Raw genomic sequence first — 20764 nt, forward strand, 5'->3', positions numbered from 1 at the left:
CGCGTTATTCCGCAGGCATCGCTGCAGGTTCATGGCGCAGCGGCGCAGGCAGCAGCGCAAGCATCTCCTTAGGGCAAATCTGCAGGAAATTACCCTGTTCGATGTCCCAATGCTGCAGGATATCCGCCGCCTTGCGGCTGCCGGTCTCCGCCAGATGCCGCTCGACCAGCCGCTTCAGCTCGCCAACCCAATGGTCGACCTCTACCGGCCCGGTCACGATCGTCTCGCGGTTCAGCAAGGCCGCGGCCTTTCCTTCCGGGTCATAGAGATAGGCCATGCCGCCGGTCATCCCGGCCGCGAAATTGGCACCGATATCGCCGAGGATCACGGCCACGCCGCCGGTCATATATTCACAACCGTTGGAGCCGCAGCCCTCGATCACGACATGCGCGCCCGAGTTGCGCACCGCGAAACGCTCCCCGGCCCGACCGGCGGCGAAAAGATGCCCCTGCGTCGCGCCATAGAGTACCGTGTTGCCGATGATCGTATTGTCGCAGGCCACGATACTGCTTGCCATCGGCGGACGCACCACGATGGTCCCGCCGGACAGCCCCTTGCCGACGTAATCATTGGCATCGCCCGACACTTCCAGCTTCAGCCCCGGCGCCGCGAAGGCGCCCAGCGACTGGCCTGCCGACCCGGTCAGCTTCACCGTCAGGTGATCGGGCTGCAACCCGTTGTCGCGCATCCCGAAACGCTTGACGATATGGCTCGAGATCCGCGTGCCCACCGTACGATGCGTGTTCTGCACCGCATAGGAAAGCTGCATCTTCTCGCCATCCTCAAGAAAGCGTGCCGCATCGCGCACGATCTGCGCATCCAGCGTGTCGAGCACCGCATTGCGCGGCTTGTCGCGGTCATAAACGATGGTATCGGCGCCATCGACGGTCACCAGCAGCGGGTTCAGGTCCAGATCATCGAGATGCGCCGAACCGCGGCTGACCTGTGCCAGCAGGTCGGCCCGCCCAATCACCTCATCGATGCTGCGCGCGCCGATCTGCGCCAGGATCTCGCGCACCTCCTGGGCATAGAATCCGATCAGATTGACCACCTTGTCGGCATTGCCGGTGAATTTCTCGCGCAATGCCGGGTCCTGGGTACAGACGCCGACCGGGCAGGTATTGCTCTGGCACTGGCGCACCATGATGCAGCCCATGGCGATCAGCGCGGCGGTGCCGATGCCATATTCCTCGGCCCCCATCATCGCAGCCATGACAATGTCCCGCCCGGTGCGCAGCCCACCGTCGGTGCGCAGGGTCACCCGGCCGCGCAGGTTGTTCATCGACAAGACCTGATGCGCTTCGGTCAGCCCCATTTCCCAGGGCAGACCCGCATATTTGATCGAGGTCGCAGGCGAAGCGCCGGTGCCACCGTTATGACCCGAGATCAGGATCACATCCGCCTTGGCCTTGGCCACGCCGGCCGCGATCGTGCCGACACCGGAAGAGGCCACCAGTTTGACCGTCACCTTGCAGCGCGGATTGATCTGCTTGAGATCATAGATCAGCTGCGCCAGATCTTCGATCGAATAGATGTCGTGATGCGGCGGCGGGCTGATCAGCGTCACGCCCGGCGTCGAATGACGCAGCCGCGCGATCAGCTTGGTCACCTTCATGCCGGGCAGCTGCCCGCCCTCGCCGGGCTTGGCGCCCTGCGCAACCTTGATTTCCAGCTCTTCGCATTGGTTGAGATATTCCGCCGTGACACCAAACCGCCCGGACGCCACCTGCTTGATCTTCGCAGACGGGTTGTCGCCATTGCTCTCCGGCACGAAATGTGCCGGATCCTCGCCGCCTTCGCCGGAGTCGGATTTTGCCCCGATCCGGTTCATCGCCACGTTCAGCGTCTTGTGCGCCTCGGGGCTCAGCGCCCCCAGCGACATGCCCGGGGTCACGAACCGCTTGCGGATCGCTGTGATGCTCTCCACCTCTTCCAGAGGCACCGGCTTGCCCAAAGGCTTGATGTCGAGCAGGTCACGCAGATGGATCGGCGGATTGCTCTGCATCTTCGCGGAATATTGCTTCCACAACTCATATGAGGCTCTGTTGCAGGCCATTTGCAGCATGTGCATCGAATTGGCTTCCCAGGCATGGGTCTCGCCCGACTTGCGCGCCTTGTAGAAGCCGCCAATCGGCATCACCACACCGTCGCCGCGCCAGCCGCGGGAATGCACCTCCTCGGCCTTGCGCTGGATACCGGAAACACCGATACCGCTGATCCGGCTGGTCATGCCGGGGAAGAACTCCGCCACCATCGCGCGGCTCAGCCCGACCGCCTCGAAATTCAGCCCGCCGCGATAGGAGGAGATCACGCTGATCCCCATCTTCGCCATGATCTTCAGCAATCCGGCGTCGATCGCGTCACGGTATCGCGCCACCGCCTCGGTGAGGCTCATGTCGAGCAGGCTGCGGTTGATCCGGTCGGCCAGCGAATCCTCGGCGAGATAGGCGTTCACCACCGTCGCGCCGCAACCGATCAGCACCGCGAAATAATGCGCGTCGATACATTCCGCCGAGCGCACGTTGAGTGAGGTAAACGTCCGCAACCCCTTGCGCACCAGATGGCTGTGCACCGCGCTGGTCGCCAGGATCATCGGCATCGCCACCCGAGCTTCGCCGCTGCCCTGATCGGTCAGCACCAGATGCCCCGCACCGGAACGCACCGCATCCTCGGCCTCGGCGCGGATCCGCGCCAGCCCGGAGTTCAGGCTGCCAGTGCCCGGCTCGAAGGTACAATCGATGGTCACGAGAGCGGCTTTGAAATGCCCGACCATCGCATCAAATTGCGCATTGCCCACGAAGGGGCTGTCGAGCACCAGGATCTCGGTCTGGCTGCTGTCCTGATCCAGCACGTTCTTGAGGTTGCCGAACCGCGTCTTCAGTGACATCACCCGAAATTCGCGCAAGGAGTCGATCGGCGGGTTGGTGACCTGAGAAAAGTTTTGCCGGAAGAAATGGCTCAGCGGCCGATATTGGTTCGACAACACCGCCGACGGCGTGTCATCCCCCATCGAGGCCAGCGCTTCCTTTCCATCCTCGGCCATCGGCGCAAGGATCTGCTCCAGCTCCTCAATCGTGTAGCCGGCCGCGACCTGACGGCGGCGCAGCTCGCCCCCCTCGAAGACCGGCGCTTCGGTGACCTCGGCCAACGGCGCATCAAGCTCGGTGATCTTGCCGACCCATTCGCCAAACGGTTGGCTTGCCGCCATCTCGTTCTTGATTTCCTCGTCGTCATAAAGCCGCCCGGTGGCCATATCGACCGAGATCAGCTGCCCCGGCCCCAGCGCGCCCTTGCGCAGCACATTGGCCTCATCGAGCGGCACCATCCCGGCCTCGGACCCGGCGATCAGCATGCCGTCCCCGGTCACCACATAGCGCATCGGACGCAGCCCGTTGCGGTCAAGCCCGGCACAGACCCAGCGCCCGTCGGTCATCGCCAGCGCGGCGGGACCATCCCAGGGTTCGATCACCGAGTTGCAATAGGAATACATGTCGCGCCAGGCCTGCGGAAGTTCCACCGCCTGCTTCGACCAGCTTTCCGGCACCAGCATCGTCTTGGCCATTGGCGCGTTGCGCCCGGCGCGCACCAGCACTTCAAACACCGCATCAAGCGCGGCACTGTCCGAAGACCCCGCCGCGACGATCGGCTTGATATCCTCGGCCATGTCACCGAAAGCCCCCGAGGCCATGCGGATCTCGTGGCTGCGCATCCAGTTCAAATTGCCCTTCAGCGTGTTGATCTCGCCGTTATGCGCCAGCATCCGGAACGGCTGCGCCAGCCACCATTGCGGGAAGGTGTTAGTCGAATAACGCTGGTGATAAATCGCGAAGGCACTGCTGAAGCGCTCGTCCTGCAGGTCAGGATAGAAATCCGCCACCTGTTCGGCCAGCATCATGCCCTTATAGATGATCGAACGGCAGGACAGCGACGCGATATAAAGATGCGGTACCTGTGCTGCCACGGCGGCCTTCTCGATACGGCGGCGGATCACGTAGAGCTCGCGCTCGAAAGTGTCCTCATCAACACCCTTGGCGTTGGAGATCAGGATCTGCTCGATCTCGGGCCGTGTCGCGTTGGCCTTCTCGCCCAGCACCGAAATATCCACCGGGACGTGGCGCCAGCCGTAGATATAGTAGCCCATGCGCAGCACTTCGGTCTCGACGATAGTCCGGCAGGTCTCCTGTGCTGCGAAATTGGTGCGCGGCAGAAACACCTGACCGACCGCAAACAGCTCTTCCTCACGCGGCGTGTGACCAGTGCGCTTGACCTGATCCCAGAAGAAATTCACCGGAATCTGCACATGGATACCGGCCCCGTCGCCGGTCTTGCCATCGGCATCCACCGCGCCACGGTGCCAGATCGCCTTGAGCGCCTTGATCCCGTTCAGCACCACATCGCGCGACTTGCTGCCGTCGATATTAACGACAAGGCCAACGCCGCAGGACGAATGTTCTTCTTCCGGTGAATAGAGACCGTTTTCGGCCATGTAGGCGCGCTTGGCTTCCTCGCGGGCGATCCATGCATCATCGTATTTTATCATTGTCCGGTCTCCTTGCCGAAGGAGGCAAAGATCGCTTCCATCTCGGCCTGTGTCTTTAGTTCGTGATCGCCCGCAAAGGCATAGCCCGAAGGCTTGCGATCGATAAAAATCTCCTTGGTCAGCGGCAGATCCGCGGCGTTGTCGAACAGCCCCGCGGAGACATGGTAAAACTCATGCCCCGGCACGGTCAGACGATACCACAGGGTCGAACCGCAGGTGTCGCACCAGTCGCGCGCCGCCCAATCCGAAGAGGCACGGCTTCTGACCGGTCCTTCGATTCTGATGTCATCGGGTTTCACCGCCATCCCGATCAGCGCCGAGCCGCTCCAACTGCGGCACATGCCGCAATGGCAGGCGTGCAGTTCGGCATTGTCCTCACGCAGGTTGATCTCGACCTTGACCGCGCCGCAGAGGCATTTTCCGTTTCTCGTCTCGCTCATCCCGCATCCTCCACGAATTTGTTCTCGGCTTCGTATTCCGCCCGGCTCACCCGCTGGTGATCCCCGGCTAGCGCATAGCCCTCGGGGCATCTGTCGGCATAGACTTCGCGGGTCAGTCGCGCGCCGCCCGCATTGTCGAAGAGCCCGGGCGCCAGCTCCAGCACATCGCCATGGCGTCCCTCGGTATCACCGAACCACAGCGCCGAGCCGCAGAGCTCGCACCAGCCGCGCGCGGCGAAGGGCGAGGATTGATAGGTCTTCACCGGACCGCTGATCTTGACCCGGCCCCGATCCACCTCGATCCCCATGAAGATCGACCCGCTCCAACGTTTGCACATGTCACAATGGCAGGCCGAGATATTGCCCAGCGCCCCGGTGACGGTGACCCGCACCGCACCGCAGAGACAGCGGCCGTGATGTTCAGCAGATTCAGACATTGTTCATCCTCCCGTTTCACCCTCTTGGAGACAGGTCAGCCCCGTTGCCCGGTCCTCTGCCGGCCGTCGGCAGGAATACCGACGCATTACCGACGTCTTACCAAACGATACTGCGGCTCACTCAGCCGCCAACACCTGCGATCCAGCGCCGAATTTTTCCAGAATCGCGGCGGCACAATCGCGCCCGTCCTTGATCGCCCAGACCACGAGGCTGGCACCGCGCACGATGTCACCCACCGCATAAATGCCGTCCATCTCCGTAGCCCCGGTGATATAATCGGCCTTGATCGTGCCCCAGCGGTTCACTGGAAGTTCCGGCGTATCCCAGAGCGTCGGCAGGTCTTCGGCCTCGAAACCGAGCGCCATGATCACCAGATCGGCATCCTCGACATAATCGGCCCCCTCGATCACCTCTGGCGCCTGACGCCCGGTGACATCCGGCGCGCCGAGCCGCATTTTCTGCACCATCACCCCGGTGACCGGATCGCCAACGATCCCCTTCGGGGCGCTGAGCCATTCGAAAACCACGCCTTCTTCCTCGGCATTGGCCACTTCGCGCTGACTGCCCGGCATGTTGGCCCGGTCCCGGCGATACAGGCATTTGACGCTCTCCGCGCCCTGCCGGATGCTGGTACGCACGCAATCCATCGCGGTATCGCCACCGCCGATCACTACCACGCGCTTGCCCTTGGCGTTGAAGCGGCCGCTGTCAAATTCCGGCACCGCATCGCCAAAGCTCTTGCGGTTGCTGGCGGTGAGAAAATCAATCGCCCGCTCGACCCCAAGGCCCCCGACGCCGGGCGCCTGGATCTCGCGGGTCTTGTAGACCCCGGTGGCGATAATCACCGCGTCATGCTCGGCGCGGATGGTCTGGAAGATATCCGCATCGACATCGCAATTGAGCTCGAAATTGACCCCACCCTCCGCGAGCTGGTCATTGCGGCGCATGACGACGTCTTTTTCCAGCTTGAAACCGGGGATGCCGTAGGTCAGCAGCCCGCCGGCCCGGTCATAGCGGTCATAAATCGTGACCTGCACACCGGCGCGGCGCAGCACATCGGCCGCCGCCAGCCCGCCCGGCCCGGCACCGATGATCCCGACACTCTCGCTGCGTTCCTGACGCGGCTTGATTGGCTGCACCCAGCCCTGTTCCCAAGCGGTATCGGTGATGTATTTCTCGACCGAGCCGATGGTCACGGTGCCATGGCCCGATTGCTCGATCACGCAATTGCCTTCACAAAGGCGGTCCTGCGGGCAGATTCGACCGCAGATCTCCGGGAACGTATTGGTGGCTTGGCTGATTTCATAGGCTTCCTGCAACCGCCCTTCGGCGGTCAGGCGCAGCCAGTCAGGGATGTTGTTGTGAAGCGGACAATGGGTCTGGCAATAGGGCACGCCACATTGGCTGCAGCGGCTGGACTGCTCCTTGGCCTTGGCATCGGCGTACTCGGCATAAATCTCTTTGAAGTCGGTGCGGCGTAGATCAGGAAGCCGCTTCTCGGGCATGCCCCGTTCCACGCTCACGAATTTCAGCATCGGCTGTTCTGCCATGATCCGGCCCCTTCATATTTCTCCCGAGGCCTCCGGATAATCTAACCGTAAAGAAAAATAAAGGCAGCAACGCTGACCTATTCACAAGAAATCCTCGTAGGGCACCCAAATGCAGTCAGATTTCTTGCAATTATTAGGGCCGATCTGGACCTTTCAGTCAAATTCCCATTCCAAGTACCACCAAAGCCACTCCTCCGACAGCGATTCGCCACCAGCCGAACAGCGCGTAACCATGCTTGCTTACATAGCCGAGCAACCACTTCACCACGATCACCGCCGCAATGAACGCCATGATGAAACCGACCGCGATCTCCCCCAAAGCCGATCCGTCAAGGACATCGCGGTTTTTATAGAGATCATAGGCAAAGGCCCCGGCCATCGTCGGCATCGACAGGAAGAAGGAGAACTCAGCCGCCGCCCGCTTGCTCGCCCCCAGCATCAGCGCACCGACGATCGTTGCCCCCGAACGCGATACGCCGGGGATCATTGCCAGACACTGGATGAACCCAATCTTCAGCGCCATCGGCAGCGGGAAGCTCATCGCGTCCGGCTGGGTCGTCGGCGGCGCGATCCGGTCCACTAAGACCAGCGCTACCCCTCCGAGAATCAACATGGACGCGATCAGCATCGGCGTCTCGAACAGCACGTCCTTGATGAAGCCATGCGCCAGCACGCCGATCACGACGGCGGGCAGGAAGGCGATCAGCACCGACAGGATGAACCGCCGCGCCGCCGGATCATGCGGCGCGTTGCGAAAGACGGAGACCAGCTGCCCGAGGTAGAGCGTCAGGATCGCCAGCACAGCACCGAGCTGGATCACCACCTCGAAGGTCTTGCCGGCACTGTCAAAGCCGAGAAAATGACCGGCAAGCAGGATATGTCCGGTAGAGGAAACCGGGATGAATTCGGTCAGCCCTTCCAGGAGCCCCAGAATGGCCGCAACCAGCGTCGTCGAATGTTCCATCAATTGTGCCGCAGGTTCCGCGCGGAATCCTTGATCGCCTCATATTGGCCGGACGGACGGAAACGCCAGAGATATTCCGGCAGCACCGTCGCCATCGGCGTCGGCTCGATTCCCAATTCGTCAAACCCCTTGGCACCGGGCGCCACCACATTGTCGCGGTGCAGGTTGCGCACCTGGTCGCGGGTCAACATGGTGTTATGGAAAAGGCCGAGTGTCAGCGTCTGAAGAAGGTCGAACCCGAAAGCCATGACTTTCGCCAGCGGCATCGGGATATTCAGCACCATGCGACGCCGCTGGATCACCTTCAGCATCCGCCGCATCAGCCCGCGGAACGTGACCTGCTCCGGCCCGCCAAGCTCATAGATACCGGGCGCTGCCGCCCCGGTCACGGCCAGCTCCGCCGCATGGGCGATATCATCGACGAAAACCGGCTGAAAACGGGTATTGGCCCCGACTACCGGCAGCGCCGGACCGAACCGCGTCATCGCTCCGAACCGGTTGAAGAACTCGTCCTCGGGACCGAAAATGATCGACGGACGCAGGATCACCGCGTCCGGCACATGTTTGAGCACTGCCGCTTCGCCTTCGCCCTTGCTGCGGGCGTAATCGCTTTCTGCATCCATATCCGCACCGATTGCGGAAATCTGCACCAGCCGCGCGATGCCGAGATCGGCAGCGTGCCGCGCGACCCGCTCCGCGCCTTCGGATTGCACTGCGTCGAAACGGTTCTTGCCGCGCTCCGCCAGAATGCCCACGCAATTGACTACCGCATCGGCCCCTGCCATCGCTGCCCGTACCGACACGTCGTCGCGTATATTACATGCGATCGGTTCCACCTGCCCGACGACGCCATAGGTTCGCACGAAAAGCGCTTCGTTGGGCCGTCGCACCGCTACCCGCACCCGCCAGCCGGCCAGTGCCAACCGCCGCGCGACATAGCGCCCGACGAAACCCGACCCGCCGTAAATGGTGACCAGCTTGGACATGAATACCTCCTGCGCGCGCGATTACTCGGAAGGGATGTACCTGCCCGCCCCGCTCCGAACAAGGCGCAAATCGCCCCGCCCCGGGCATTCCGGGCGGGGGGAAAGGCTCTGCGCGACGATGCGAAGAATTCCGCGCGCGAGGCGCGTTTTTTCGGGAAACCCGATTGACACCGGCCGACGCCCCCCTTAATGCAGCGCTCACGACACCTGCCCAGGTGGCGGAATGGTAGACGCGCTAGCTTCAGGTGCTAGTACTGGCAACGGTGTGGAGGTTCGAGTCCTCTCCTGGGCACCAATATCAAGCGAAAAGGCCCAGCAATGCTGGGCTTTTTGCGTTTATGGGGTGCATTTCTCTATTTCTGTCGCACACTATGCCCCAGACCCTGCCTTCGGACCCATAACCGGTCAGCGTGACATCTCTGCAGATTACCGAGAATTTGCCCTCACGCGGAAATGATTTCTTCACGCATCGCCCGCATGATCGGTGGAAAGAAGGAGTCCTTATGTTTGATACATCTTCGCCCGAAGAGCTTGCAGATTTGTTCGACAACTTTTCTGTACCCATGTTCGCGGCCGATCGACGGTCTCAAGGCGAGCGGTTCCGCCTGACCTGTATCAACCGGGCGCTGGAACGGGCCTCGGGCTTCATGCGAATTGATGGTACCGGGGCTGATCTTCGGGATCTCCTGCCTCCGGACGAAGCCGAAGAGGTGAACCGGAAATATGCGCTCTGCGCCGACAATCGATGCGACGTGCGCTACAAGGAAAAGCTGACCATGGCTCATCAGGTCATGGAATGGGATACATCCCTGCAATATGTGAAACTGCCGGACGGCCGCGAGAGAATTGTGGGCACCGCGTTTCAGATCATCAAATCCTCTCAGGACGCGGTGAAGACGCTGGCTTTTGATGACATCCAGTATTTCAGCTCCATCGCTGATCTGCAGCTGCAGAATCTGATCACTATTTTCGAAACCGCCGCAAATGACGAGATATTCAACGCCGACAACATGCAGCGGATTTCAAAGCTATCCGGTGTCTGTCGCGCTGTGCAGCGTGCGGTGTCGGACATCAAGGAAGTGGTACGCAGCTCCCGGGAACAGCAGGAAATCGGCCTGACCAGCGCGCTCCTGACCAACACCAGCGATCCTTCCGAATTGCTGCAAGGGATTGGCGGCAACACACTCAAGGCTCTTTACGAATTCTCGGTTCTGGGGAGCGAGCAGGGGCATTGATCATGCGGTTTATCGGCGTTTGAGCGCGTTTCGCAGGGAGCGGGGACCTGCAAACCCGATGCAGCATCAAGCTTGGCATCGAGACAACGGGGCTGGACCCTCGAGCGATTATCGACGCACTTGTGATGTGATGTAACGTTTGCGGCTTTAGAAGCCAAAGAGCAGCCGCTATCGCTGCGTTCCTCGACAACACTTTCGGCCACGTTATATCCGCCCCGAGCCACACCGCAGAACTTGCGGTCCGACACCGAATCCGTGGCACGTTACCAAATCCGAAACCGAACCGGTCAAACATCTGCGCCTGACGGCAACCGGTGCTTTCCCAGAGGTCGGCATCGCGATATAGGATGCGCATGACAAATTATCTTTACCAGAACGATCTGCCCGATGGGCTGGATCTGGGACCGGTTGTCGCGATCGACTGCGAAACCATGGGTCTGAACCCGCATAGAGACAGGCTCTGTGTCGTGCAATTATCCGGCGGGGACGGGAATGCACATCTGGTGCAGGTGGCACGAGGTCAGACCGAGGCGCCGAATCTCTGTGCTCTGCTGGAAGACCCTGAAATGTTGAAGTTGTTCCACTTCGGCCGTTTCGACATTGCAGCGATGCTGAAGACATTCGGCGCGCGGGCCGCACCGGTCTATTGCACCAAGATCGCCAGTCGGCTGATCCGGACCTATACCGACCGGCATGGATTGGCCAAACTGCTGCAGGAAATGCTGTCCATCGATATCTCCAAACAGCAGCAATCGAGCGATTGGGGCGCAGCCTCCTTGACCGATGCTCAGCTCGATTACGCCGCTTCGGACGTGCTCTACCTGCACCGGCTGCGCGAGGAGCTGAACAAGCGCCTCATGCGCGAGGGCCGGATGGAGCTCGCGCAAGCGTGTTTTGATTTTCTTCCGACGCGCGCACAGCTTGACCTCGAAGGCTGGCCCGACACGGATATTTTCGCACACGCATGAGCACCTTGTCTGATAGCGGCGCAGTCCGATTCACATATGCGTCTCTGGCGCTGCAATGGAATTGAGTCAGCATGCAGGCGGATCGCTATTCCCGGATGGTTTCCTGGCTCAAGGTGCTCTTCCCCCTGATCGCGTTGGCATTGCTCTCGACCCTGTTCCTCCTGTCGAGGGCGATCGAACCCGGCGATGTCATCCCCTTCGCCGAAAAGGAAATCCAAGAGCGCCTGCGCGACCAGCAGATTACTGGCCCGTTCTTTTCCGGTGTCACCGCGGATGGCGACCAGATCGCCTTCTCGGCAGAAAAGCTGATCACTCCGAGCGGCGAGACCGGGGCGAACCGCGCGCAGCGTGTCCATGCGGAGCTCGACCTGTCGCAGGGTACGGCGATCACCTTGCAGGCGCGCGAAGCCAATGTCGCCCTGTCGCGCGATGAGGCGGAGCTTAGCGGCGACGTGATATTCACGAGCTCTACCGGATACCGGATCAGCACGGACCGACTGATCTCCGAACTCACCGCGCTCAATGTCCAGTCGCCGGGGCCAGTCGAGGGTATTGGGCCTGCTGGCACAATCACCGCGGGAAGCATGTCGTTGACCGCGCCGCAGAAGGGCGGCGCCGTGCAATTGATTTTCAAAGACGGCGTGAAACTGGTATACGAACCCTCGAAAATGGAAGAGTGACCTGCCGTGAGATATTTGCGATTTCTGCTGTTTGCCCGGACCCGGGCCATGCTGGTTCTTGCGGTTCTGTCGCTGATTGGGCTGACGCATCCGCTGTTTGCACAGGGCGCCAGTGTCGCCTTCGGTACGATCCGTCAGGACACCAGCCTCCCGGTCGAGGTCACGGCGGATAATCTTGCCGTGGATCAGGGAACGGGCGTCGCCACTTTCAGCGGCAATGTCGAGATCGGTCAGGGCGACATGCGGCTTTCGGCCGCCGTGGTCGAAGTGGTCTATCGCGAAAAGAACAAGGGGATCGCGCGGCTGGAGGCTTCCGGCGGTGTGATATTGGTGTCGGGGGAGGATGCCGCGGAATCGCAGCGGGCGGAATACGACATCGATGACGGCACTATCGTGATGATCGGCGACGTGCTGCTGACCCAGGGCGGTAATGCGCTCAGTGCTGAACGGATGCGCGTGCATCTGAGCGATGGTACCGCCGAGATGTCCGGCCGGGTAAGAACCATATTGCAGCCTGGCGGCAACGATTGATGGCGCGGCCTACGTTGGAGGTAGCCGAGGGAACGCCGGGATTGCGCATCGCGCATTTGCGCAAATCCTATCGCAAGAAGGCGGTGATCCGCGATTTCTCGATGCAGCTCGACCGTGGCGAGGTGGTCGCCCTGCTCGGCCCCAACGGGTCGGGCAAAACCACGACGTTCTATGCGATTGCCGGCCTCGTAACGCCGGAAGGCGGCAATGTCACGGTCGACGGCAAGGACGTGACCATGCTGCCGATGTATCGTCGTGCGCAGCTGGGTATCGGCTATCTGCCGCAGGAGATGAGTATCTTTCGCGGCCTCAATGTGCAGGACAATATCAGCGCAATTCTCGACATTTCCACGCCCCACCGCCATCAGCGCCGCGAGCGGCTGGAGGAATTGCTGTCGGAATTCTCCATCGAGCATCTGCGCCGTGCCTCGGCTTTGGCCCTGTCGGGCGGGGAGCGGCGCCGGGTGGAGATCGCCCGTTGCCTGGCGGCGAACCCGAAGTATCTGCTGCTCGACGAGCCTTTCGCCGGCGTCGATCCGATCTCCGTCGGAGATATCCGCCAGCTTGTCGCTGATCTGAAGAACCGGGGCATCGGCGTCCTGATCACCGATCACAACGTGCGCGAGACGCTGGAAATCGTCGATCGTGCCTATATCCTGCATGAAGGACGGGTGCTGATGTCCGGGAGTCCCGAGGAAGTGGTAGAGAATGAAAACGTCCGCCGGGTCTATCTGGGGGACAATTTTCGTATCTCGTGAACCAAGCTCTTCCATCGCCCTGCCGACCGGTCTGACGCCATTGACTCTTTGTCGGTATTTGGGCCTCATTGTCCTTGGGCAGGAGAATGTTCCTGTTTGATACCATGCGGGTATCGACGTCAGTCCGGAAAGGGAAACAAGAGCGAACCAGCTGCCCATCGTTCTGCTGCGAAGCGCTCTAGCGGCGCCCATCTCGCGAGCAGGAAAGCCAAACACGAGGAGAGATCATGCGGTACCAGATCAGTGGCAAACAGATCGACATCGGAGAAGCATTGCGAACCCATGTGACGAACGAGCTCGGCGAAATTGTCGAGAAATACGCCCAGCGGCCAACCGATGCGCAGGTGGTGTTCTCGAAGTCGGCACATTTGTTCGCCTGCGAATCGACGGTCCATCTCTCCACCGGCCTCACCGCCTCCGCCAAAGGCTCCGCGACGGAAATCTACGGTGCCTTCGAGGCCTGCAGGGAGAAGCTCGACAAGCAGTTGCGACGCTATAAGCGCCGGTTGAAGGACCATTACAAGGAGCGGAGCGAACCGGTTGAACTTTCCGGCGCCTCATCCTATATCCTCGCCTCTGATAGCAACGCTGACGCGCAGGAACCTGACAGCCTCCAACCCATGATTGTCGCCGAGATGCAGACCAAGATTGCAACCTTGTCTGTGGGCGAGGCCGTCATGCAGATGGAATTGGCAGGCGCACCCGTGCTGTTGTTTCGCAAGGAAGGCAAGGATGGGTTGAACGTCGTTTATCGTCGCGAAGACGGCAATATCGGCTGGATCGATCCATAATCAACTGGATACGGCGGATGACTTCCGCCATCGGAACAGAGCAAGTGGCATGGATTTTGCAGATCTCCTGAAACCGGAGGCCGTGAAGGTATTGACCTCGGCCTCCAGCAAGAAGCGGCTGATGCATGACATCGGCGAATTGATGGCTCAGGCGCATGGGCTTCATGCTGCCGAGGTTGTCGATGCGTTGATCACGCGTGAGTCCCTGGGGCCGACCGGGGTGGGTCACGGCGTTGCCCTGCCCCATGCCCGACTCGAAGGTCTCGACGTGGTGCTCGGGGCTTTCGTGCTGCTCGACAAGCCGATCGACTTCAATTCCGTCGATCGGCAACCTGTGGACATCGCCTTCGCTCTGTTTGCGCCGGAGGATGCCGGTGTCGAACATCTGAAGGCGCTGGCATTGGTGGCGCGGACCTTGCGGGATCCTGCCATCTGCTCGAAATTGCGCGCCAACCCGGATCCGGCGACGCTCTATACGATCCTTACCTCGGATAAATCCAACAAGGCCGCCTGACGCACGCCGTCGCTCAGCGCCAGGGGCCGAATCCGAACATCAGGTAGTCGCGCTGATAGGCCGCCTGCCCCAGGCTTTCGATCTCCTCGTCATAGATATCGTCAAGCGTGAACGGTTCGCTTGCCTTGGCCACGTCAATCGACGGCGCGGCCCCATGCCCGACAGATCGTGCAAGCTCATGCAGCTGCTGTCCCAGCTCCTCTTCACGGATGATCCGATCCGGCAACAGCAGCTCGCCGAAGCCCTGTACTGCCGCACTTTGACTGCACCAGGCAGCATCGACGCGGATGGCGGTCTGCCCGGATAGATTGGCCTTGAGAAAGGTCAGGAAGGTGACGAAAGCGGCACGATGCGCCGCGATGTCATAAGTCGCGTCCGGTCCGTTCTCCGGCAGCGGCAGCCCATGTTGGCGGATCAGCGTCTGGCGCAATTGCAGGTAGCTTTCCGGGCCGGTCCCCAGAATATGACGGCAAAAGGCATGATGTGCCCGGGCCAGTGGATGGCGCAACACGGTGAAGCTGCGGTGACCCGGGCGCTGCCGTTTCCAACGCCGCAGTTCCTTCTGGTTCATTTTGCGGTGCAGGGCCGTCTGGGCAACCCCGTCGAGCCGCGCCAGCCAGTCCACGACCTGCGCTTCCGGTCCTCCACGCAGCGGCAGATAGAGCAGCGGGCTTTGCGCCGCGGCCACGTAGGAAGGCACCACCGGACCGCGCCGCGGCTCGAAGTTCGGCGTCCGGGTCAGATCGAACCGGTCAAGCCGGGCCAGCGCCTCAACCATATCATAGGGATTGCTGACCTTGGCGGTAACCGGGCTCGGATTCTGTTTCTTGAGCTCGCGATCCAATGCGTCCAAACGTTCATCAATGCCTAGAAAGGCCGCCAGCCCGTTCATCACATCGAGGTTCTGCAAATCCTCGTAAGCGATATAAAAGGCAGTCTGCCCGCTCGTCTGCAGCCGATTCAGCAGCTTGATCTGGAAATCCTGCAATGCGGTCAAATGGGCGCCGAACTCATCGGGATCGAACCGTGCCAACGCGGCCTTGCGTGATTTCACATTGGTCAATTTCCATTGCCCTGTGGCCTGTGCGATCTTCCAGCTGACGTAGCTTTCGACTGGGTTGCGGGTCAGAATGATCTTGGCGCAGCGTCGGTCCGCGATGATGTCGTCGAAGATACGGGGGTCATGATCGTGGAAATAGCGAAATCCCCCCAGCGTGGCGCGGTCCCCACGGATCGCGTCCAAAAGGTCGCCCGGTTTCGCATCGCGGCGTTTCTGGTCGATACCGAGGATCGGCTTGTTGTCGGGATAGCCGATGAAATGCGGATTGAATGCCTCGCCGTGGCAGGTAATCCCCGCGAAGGCGTTGAGGTTGGTTTCGAGAAAATTCGAGCCCGTGCGCATCTCTGCGAAAATCACGAAACTGTCGAAGGCCTGGGTCATGGGTCAGCGCACCAGATAGGGTTTGCGGGCAGGTTGACTGCTGTTGGAAGCCCCGCGTTCGACTGGAAAATCGCCCATCAGATAGGGATGCATTCCCTGATTTTTCAGATTTTGAAGAAACTGGCCGAATCCGCTCAGATCGACCATGCGCGGTGCTTCGGAAAGTCGGCGCAATCTCGTGCGGCCAATCTCATCGAGTATGCCCTGCAGCGGTTCCATCGGGGCTTCGATGAATTCGGCCATGCTCCAGATCCGCACGCGTGCCTTGGTATAGGGCGAGCGCAGCACCTTCATATGCTCGCTCTCGATCTTTTGCAGCCGCGCGGCAATGCGTCGGATATCGGCGAAATCTAGGTTCGATCGAAACAACGGTACTGCCCAGGCACCGGTGATCACCGAGACCTGCGCATTCGCGTCCTTGGCGATACGCCAGTTGATGTCCTGATTGTCCGAAGGGCCGAACTGGAAACATTGGCGTTCGCCACGGGTATTCCAGATCAGGTTGGTCAGGAAGGTTCCGCAATTGTAATCGCGCAGAGACGTCGAATCGCTGAGCGCACCATTGATCGCCGTCTGCCCGTCGGCAAATTCCGCGCGTTCGGTGGCGAAGAGATGCCCATGTACCCGAGCACCGGTCGCCTTGGCGAGCCAGGGCTCAAAATTTTCGAATAGTTCGGAGAACCCCTGAAACATCGAATAGGGTGCGGCGGTGATGCCGTTCTCCCAGTCCTCGTTGGGAAACCGGCTCTGCATATAGAGACCCGCACGGCCGCGTGTGCGCCGTTCGACTGCCTTGGCGAAGATCCGGTCGATCTTGCCCGGGTTGGGTTCGGTCCGTTTCATTGCGCCCGCCGCGTCGGTCAGGAAGGCTTCATAGAGCCGATCGGCATGAGGCCAGATCTTGCGCGCCACAAAACAATCGGAACGCCGCAGAAGCTGCAGATGATCATCATAGAAGATATGCGGCTTGCCCTGGAAATCAAATTTCGACAGAGTCAGCGATCGGCTCTCGATACGGGTCGAATATTGCCGCGCCAGAGTCTGGAAATAGCTTTCGTCTGGTATCCAGACATGGCGGAAGAACCTGTCATAGGTCGGGCGCTCGGGATCCTGCAGGATCGCGGAGAGGGTGCGGCGGCTTAGGCACCACCATTGCGAGCCCATATGGGGCAGGATGCCGTTCGGCATCTTGCGGCGCAGCTTGAGCCGACGCTGGAATTCGACGGTGCGGTCGAAAAGGTAGCGATGGCGTTTCCAGGCGAATGGAAACCGCAGGGTGAACCGCTCGTGATCGAGACCGCCGACCGTCCAGGGCACATCGGCAGTCGTGGCGCTCTCGATGAAGTCGGTATGGGGCCGGGCAGCGAGATAATCGATCAGCTCCTGCACCGGGCGCAGCGGCAGACAGGAGCCGGAGGCAAGATAGACATGCCGCACATCCGGAAAACGGGCCAACATCAGCTCGCTGGCCGCCTGCGAGGCAGCGACGATACCCCAGGTGCCCCATTCGCAGCGATAGCGGGACGAGAATTCCAGATTCGGCACATCGCGCAGCGCCTTTACGAAGGCCTCGTGGGTGCGTTTCGGCACGCTTCGGTCCACGTGGATTACCACCGGGCAGCCAGCCGCAGACCAATGCCGGGCCACCTGTTCGGCGCGGCCGAGCGCGGTATGCACCAGCATGACGATGCCGACGCTCATGCCCAGTTCCCCTTCGACATCAACCCGAGGATCTCCAGCTGACGCCAGTTGATGTAGCGTTCCGACCATTTGCACCAGAGCTGAGGATTCTCGCGCAGCCGTTCGGCATAGGCGCGATACTCGACCGAAGCCGCGTAATGCTGTCCGCGGGCCAGTTCCTCCTCTGCCTTGCCGGAAAACGTGTCGAGGAACTTGGCATGCAGAAGCACACCGGAAGCTTTCTCGCCGCCCCATTCGTCATAGACCTGGTTAAGCCCGCGCGGCAGCAACATATGAGTGGAGCTGACATAGGCATAGCGTCGGTCCCATTTGACCAGCGGCACCTTGTTCAGCGCAGGTGCCTTTTGTGGCGCTTCGGGGAAGAACACCCGGGCCCGGGGGCCGCCCTGTATCCACAGGTTGGTAAACAAAGGATTGCGCGACATGGTGTAATTGCCACTGTCGAACCAGGAGGCGATCTCGATCGGGTTCTGACCTTCCTGATAGGGCTGCGAATCCAGTCGCCCCTTGGGATACATGTCCAGCAACATCGCCGAGAAGGATCTGATCGACGAGGCATCGAGCCAGTCGGTCAAGGCCCGGAGCGGCCGGGTATCACAGAAAGGATAGACGAGAAATTCATCTGGATCTACCGTGAGCGCCCAGTGCCCGTGGGCATATCTCATCTGCAACCAGTTCAGCCAATCAACCCCGAAGCGCGCGCGCTTGTAGCTCGACTTGCTGGACCAGACCGAGACATCGGGTTGCTCCGTCAGATATTCGAGCGCGCCGTCATCGCTGTCATTGTCGACAAAGAAGAAATGACCGATTCCGAGCTCGCGATAATAGTCGAGAAAGAATGGCAGACGGATACGTTCATTGCGCTGTGTGCAGAAGAGCAGCAGGTCGTCCGGGCGGATCTGTCCGGTGCGGTTGGCGATGCGTTTGAGCTCACGTCGCTTGCGAAAGGCTCTGATCCGCCATCTCTTGCGCTGTAGTCTCAGCCGATATGACTGGAAGATACCCACACACTGCCCTTTACCACCGGGATCACCCGCACTTTTCAACGCGCTATCAGGTTAACCTTAACACCGTCTTGAAGTGTGAGGTCCATGACGGGGCGACGAAACCCGACGTCATCTGCGCTTTCAGCGGTTCCAGAGCCCAGCTCTCTATCCTACGTCTCCACAAATAGCTGTCCGAGACAGGGAGGTAAACGCCATAATCCCCCAGTATTTCCCGCAGCACCGGCAGATTGTTGCATAAAACACGCGTTCCCAACGCCGCAGCCTCGATCGGCGGCAGGCCGAAGCCCTCGGCAAGACTGGGGAAGAGCAACCCGGCGCTATTGCGCATCAATGGTGCAATAGCAGAGTCCGGGAGGACGGAGAGTTCCCTGATGCGCCCATCTGCAGGCAGATTGTCGAGCCGGGCAAAGACCTTGTCGTTGTTCCAGCCGCGTTTGCCGCAGATCAGCAGCAGCGGCGCGGCCTCCCCCCAACCCTCCCAGATATCGAGAAGGAATTCATGGTTCTTGCGGGGTTCGATGGTGCCGAGCATGAGAAAATAGGGCTCCTGCGGCAAAGATCCGCCCGGCTGCGGCTCCGGCATGTCAATTCCGAGATGCGCGACCACGCCGGGAGGGATGCGACCCCATTGCGCCAGATAGGTCTCGCTGCGCTGCCGGGTATCCTGCGAATTGTAGATCACTCGGTTGGCATATTTCCCGATCCGTTGAAGCTTCTTGCGGAATCGGACCACCGTCACGGGACGCTGGAACTCGGGGTATTCGAGAGGGATCACATCATGCAGCAGCACCGAAATACGCCCACCCGCCTGCCGGACACCGGAAAGCACACGGATGGTCAGGTTGCTATGTCCGACATTGTAATAGTCGAACCCTTGCGGCAGATATCGCCGCAGCAAAGCTGCCATCCGGTGCGGGGCGGCACGTGCAATTGCCAGGCGCCGGGCCGTCGTCTCCGCGCGTTTCAGCACTTCGCTGCGCCGTCCCGCAAGGTTCGACAACAAATCGGACGTGTCCCAATCGAGCCGTTCGCGAAGCCGCCTGTCGAGCTCAACCAGTCCGTCTCGGTCCAATAGCAGATAGCCGAATGCGCTGCGCAGCAATCCGTAGAGCGGCGGGTCGTCCTGCAAGAGATGACGCAGATAGGCCCGTTCAACCCGATCCACGCCGGTGACCACATGCCCCGCCCGGCGCAGGCTGCGGGTCAGATCGAGCAGCCGAGCCGGGGGCACTTCAGGCCGCGTAATGGCCGGTCTGATGCCATTTCCACGCGTCATGGATCATCAGCTCCAGCGTCGAACGCGTCGGCGTCCAACCAAGCTCAGCCTCCGCGCGTGTCGAACCGGAGACCAGCTTGGTACAATCGCCCGGACGACGCGGTCCTTCCACAAAAGGCACGTCACGCCCGGTTGCATCACGGCTGGCCTCCATCACCTCGCGCACCGAGAACCCGCTGCCCGTACCGAGGTTGAAAACCCGGCTCCCGCGGTCCGCCTGAAGCCACCGCAGGCCGAGCACATGGGCATCGACCAGATCGCACACATGTACATAATCGCGGATACAGGTGCCATCGGGCGTGTCATAATCTGTACCAAACACCGTGAGCGCATCACGCTTGCGCTCAACCGCGTCCAGTATCAGGGGGATCAGATGGGTCTCGGGGCGGTGGAACTCGCCGATCTCGGCTTCCGGATCCGCGCCGGCGACGTTGAAATAGCGAAAGATCACGTGGCGCAGCGCATGTGCTGCCTCGAAATCACGCAGGATATCCTCGATCGCACGTTTGGACGCGCCATAGGCATTGATCGGGAGCTGGACGCTTTGCTCGTCGAGCACGACGTTGTCCTGATCGCCATAGGTTGCACAGGTGGACGAGAAGACGAAATCGAGACACTGCGCCGCCACGGCAGCCTCCACCAGGTTCAGCGAGCCCTGCACGTTGTTGCGCCAATAGCCACCGGGATCCTGCATGCTTTCGCCGACCTGGCTTAGGGCGGCGAAATGCATGACGGCAACCGGCTCATATTGCGCGAAAACCCGGTCGAGTGCTGCACGATCCAGCAGATCGCCTTTAACGAAGGGGCCGAACTTCACTGCATCCCGCCAACCGGTAGCGAGATTGTCGAAGGTGACCGGGGTGAACCCGGACGCCTTCAGAGCCTTGCAGGCATGGGAGCCGATATAGCCCGCGCCACCGGTAACCAGAACATTACTCATAACT

General features: G+C 60.8%; 18 protein-coding genes and 1 tRNA gene. 8 read left to right on the top strand and 11 right to left on the bottom strand.

The window, feature by feature from the left end:
• Positions 1-4 precede the first annotated feature (4 nt).
• From gltB to ACFSUD_RS02005, 6 genes are all read right to left on the bottom strand, one after another.
• Complete coding sequence (gene gltB, locus ACFSUD_RS01980; RefSeq protein WP_386370948.1) at positions 5-4540, bottom strand: glutamate synthase large subunit; 4536 nt, start codon at positions 4538-4540, stop codon at positions 5-7.
• Positions 4537-4980, bottom strand: a complete 444-nt coding sequence (locus tag ACFSUD_RS01985) for a GFA family protein (protein WP_386370950.1) — start codon at positions 4978-4980, stop codon at positions 4537-4539. Before ACFSUD_RS01985 ends, gltB begins: the two co-directional genes overlap by 4 nt.
• Positions 4977-5417 carry a GFA family protein gene (locus tag ACFSUD_RS01990; protein WP_386370952.1) on the bottom strand — a complete coding sequence of 147 codons (441 nt, stop codon included), beginning with the start codon at positions 5415-5417 and terminating at the stop codon, positions 4977-4979. The genes ACFSUD_RS01985 and ACFSUD_RS01990 overlap by 4 nt, the downstream gene beginning before the upstream one ends.
• Before the next feature lie 117 nt (positions 5418-5534).
• Positions 5535-6968 (bottom strand): NAD(P)-dependent oxidoreductase, encoded by a 1434-nt coding sequence (locus tag ACFSUD_RS01995; protein ID WP_386370954.1) that lies wholly within the window; start codon positions 6966-6968, stop codon positions 5535-5537.
• A 157-nt stretch (positions 6969-7125) separates the two neighbouring features.
• A complete protein-coding gene (locus ACFSUD_RS02000; protein WP_386370956.1) occupies positions 7126-7932 on the bottom strand; it encodes an undecaprenyl-diphosphate phosphatase in 807 nt (268 codons plus the stop codon).
• A complete protein-coding gene (locus tag ACFSUD_RS02005) occupies positions 7932-8918 on the bottom strand; it encodes a complex I NDUFA9 subunit family protein (RefSeq protein WP_386370958.1) in 987 nt (328 codons plus the stop codon). The genes ACFSUD_RS02000 and ACFSUD_RS02005 overlap by 1 nt, the downstream gene beginning before the upstream one ends.
• Before the next feature lie 209 nt (positions 8919-9127).
• On the opposite strand from ACFSUD_RS02005, the gene ACFSUD_RS02010 reads away from it, so the two are divergent.
• The 8 genes from ACFSUD_RS02010 (at position 9128) to ACFSUD_RS02045 (ending at position 14395) form a co-directional block, all read left to right on the top strand.
• Positions 9128-9213, top strand: a tRNA-Leu gene (locus ACFSUD_RS02010).
• A gap of 208 nt (positions 9214-9421) precedes the next feature.
• Positions 9422-10153, top strand: coding sequence for a hypothetical protein (locus ACFSUD_RS02015; protein ID WP_386370960.1), 732 nt, complete (start codon positions 9422-9424; stop codon positions 10151-10153).
• Positions 10154-10506: 353 nt separating this feature from the next.
• Complete coding sequence (locus tag ACFSUD_RS02020; protein WP_386370962.1) at positions 10507-11121, top strand: ribonuclease D; 615 nt, start codon at positions 10507-10509, stop codon at positions 11119-11121.
• 71 nt (positions 11122-11192) lie between these two features.
• On the top strand, positions 11193-11801 hold the full coding sequence (gene lptC, locus ACFSUD_RS02025; protein ID WP_386370964.1) for an LPS export ABC transporter periplasmic protein LptC: 609 nt from the start codon (positions 11193-11195) through the stop codon (positions 11799-11801).
• Between the two features lie 48 nt (positions 11802-11849).
• Positions 11850-12332, top strand: a complete 483-nt coding sequence (locus ACFSUD_RS02030) for an LptA/OstA family protein (protein ID WP_386370966.1) — start codon at positions 11850-11852, stop codon at positions 12330-12332.
• Positions 12332-13090 carry an LPS export ABC transporter ATP-binding protein gene (lptB, locus tag ACFSUD_RS02035; RefSeq protein ID WP_386370968.1) on the top strand — a complete coding sequence of 253 codons (759 nt, stop codon included), beginning with the start codon at positions 12332-12334 and terminating at the stop codon, positions 13088-13090. Before ACFSUD_RS02030 ends, lptB begins: the two co-directional genes overlap by 1 nt.
• A 227-nt stretch (positions 13091-13317) precedes the next feature.
• Positions 13318-13881, top strand: a complete 564-nt coding sequence (hpf, locus tag ACFSUD_RS02040) for a ribosome hibernation-promoting factor, HPF/YfiA family (RefSeq protein WP_386370970.1) — start codon at positions 13318-13320, stop codon at positions 13879-13881.
• Between the two features lie 49 nt (positions 13882-13930).
• Positions 13931-14395: a PTS sugar transporter subunit IIA gene (locus ACFSUD_RS02045; protein ID WP_386370972.1), complete on the top strand. Its 465-nt coding sequence runs from the start codon at positions 13931-13933 to the stop codon at positions 14393-14395.
• A 13-nt stretch (positions 14396-14408) separates the two neighbouring features.
• On the opposite strand, the gene ACFSUD_RS02050 is transcribed toward ACFSUD_RS02045, so the two are convergent.
• The 5 genes from ACFSUD_RS02050 to galE are packed head-to-tail and all read right to left on the bottom strand — an operon-like array spanning position 14409 to position 20760.
• Positions 14409-15836, bottom strand: a complete 1428-nt coding sequence (locus ACFSUD_RS02050) for a nodulation protein NodH (protein WP_386370974.1) — start codon at positions 15834-15836, stop codon at positions 14409-14411.
• Positions 15837-15839: 3 nt separating this feature from the next.
• Positions 15840-17537 carry a DUF5927 domain-containing protein gene (locus ACFSUD_RS02055; protein WP_386370976.1) on the bottom strand — a complete coding sequence of 566 codons (1698 nt, stop codon included), beginning with the start codon at positions 17535-17537 and terminating at the stop codon, positions 15840-15842.
• Positions 17534-18544 carry a glycosyltransferase family 2 protein gene (locus ACFSUD_RS02060; protein ID WP_386370978.1) on the bottom strand — a complete coding sequence of 337 codons (1011 nt, stop codon included), beginning with the start codon at positions 18542-18544 and terminating at the stop codon, positions 17534-17536. The genes ACFSUD_RS02055 and ACFSUD_RS02060 overlap by 4 nt, the downstream gene beginning before the upstream one ends.
• A 46-nt stretch (positions 18545-18590) precedes the next feature.
• Positions 18591-19820: a glycosyltransferase family 4 protein gene (locus tag ACFSUD_RS02065; protein ID WP_386370980.1), complete on the bottom strand. Its 1230-nt coding sequence runs from the start codon at positions 19818-19820 to the stop codon at positions 18591-18593.
• On the bottom strand, positions 19777-20760 hold the full coding sequence (galE, locus tag ACFSUD_RS02070; protein WP_386370982.1) for a UDP-glucose 4-epimerase GalE: 984 nt from the start codon (positions 20758-20760) through the stop codon (positions 19777-19779). The genes ACFSUD_RS02065 and galE overlap by 44 nt, the downstream gene beginning before the upstream one ends.
• Positions 20761-20764: the final 4 nt, after the last annotated feature.

The organism is Sulfitobacter aestuarii, assembly GCF_042685005.1.
GTDB lineage: Bacteria > Pseudomonadota > Alphaproteobacteria > Rhodobacterales > Rhodobacteraceae > Sulfitobacter > Sulfitobacter aestuarii.

Excerpts from the sequence above, each read along its gene's own strand:
- ACFSUD_RS01985 (WP_386370950.1), bottom strand. The coding sequence starts at position 4,980 with ATGAGCGAGACGAGAAACGGAAAATGCCTCTGCGGCGCGGTCAAGGTC.
- ACFSUD_RS02005 (WP_386370958.1), bottom strand. The coding sequence starts at position 8,918 with ATGTCCAAGCTGGTCACCATTTACGGCGGGTCGGGTTTCGTCGGGCGC.
- ACFSUD_RS02045 (WP_386370972.1), top strand. The coding sequence starts at position 13,931 with ATGGATTTTGCAGATCTCCTGAAACCGGAGGCCGTGAAGGTATTGACC.
- hpf (WP_386370970.1), top strand. The coding sequence starts at position 13,318 with ATGCGGTACCAGATCAGTGGCAAACAGATCGACATCGGAGAAGCATTG.
- ACFSUD_RS02065 (WP_386370980.1), bottom strand. The coding sequence starts at position 19,820 with ATGACGCGTGGAAATGGCATCAGACCGGCCATTACGCGGCCTGAAGTG.
- gltB (WP_386370948.1), bottom strand. The coding sequence starts at position 4,540 with ATGATAAAATACGATGATGCATGGATCGCCCGCGAGGAAGCCAAGCGC.
- ACFSUD_RS02055 (WP_386370976.1), bottom strand. The coding sequence starts at position 17,537 with ATGAGCGTCGGCATCGTCATGCTGGTGCATACCGCGCTCGGCCGCGCC.
- lptB (WP_386370968.1), top strand. The coding sequence starts at position 12,332 with ATGGCGCGGCCTACGTTGGAGGTAGCCGAGGGAACGCCGGGATTGCGC.
- ACFSUD_RS02000 (WP_386370956.1), bottom strand. The coding sequence starts at position 7,932 with ATGGAACATTCGACGACGCTGGTTGCGGCCATTCTGGGGCTCCTGGAA.
- ACFSUD_RS02030 (WP_386370966.1), top strand. The coding sequence starts at position 11,850 with ATGCTGGTTCTTGCGGTTCTGTCGCTGATTGGGCTGACGCATCCGCTG.
- lptC (WP_386370964.1), top strand. The coding sequence starts at position 11,193 with ATGCAGGCGGATCGCTATTCCCGGATGGTTTCCTGGCTCAAGGTGCTC.
- ACFSUD_RS02020 (WP_386370962.1), top strand. The coding sequence starts at position 10,507 with ATGACAAATTATCTTTACCAGAACGATCTGCCCGATGGGCTGGATCTG.
- ACFSUD_RS01995 (WP_386370954.1), bottom strand. The coding sequence starts at position 6,968 with ATGGCAGAACAGCCGATGCTGAAATTCGTGAGCGTGGAACGGGGCATG.
- ACFSUD_RS02050 (WP_386370974.1), bottom strand. The coding sequence starts at position 15,836 with ATGACCCAGGCCTTCGACAGTTTCGTGATTTTCGCAGAGATGCGCACG.
- ACFSUD_RS02015 (WP_386370960.1), top strand. The coding sequence starts at position 9,422 with ATGTTTGATACATCTTCGCCCGAAGAGCTTGCAGATTTGTTCGACAAC.
- ACFSUD_RS01990 (WP_386370952.1), bottom strand. The coding sequence starts at position 5,417 with ATGTCTGAATCTGCTGAACATCACGGCCGCTGTCTCTGCGGTGCGGTG.
- galE (WP_386370982.1), bottom strand. The coding sequence starts at position 20,760 with ATGAGTAATGTTCTGGTTACCGGTGGCGCGGGCTATATCGGCTCCCAT.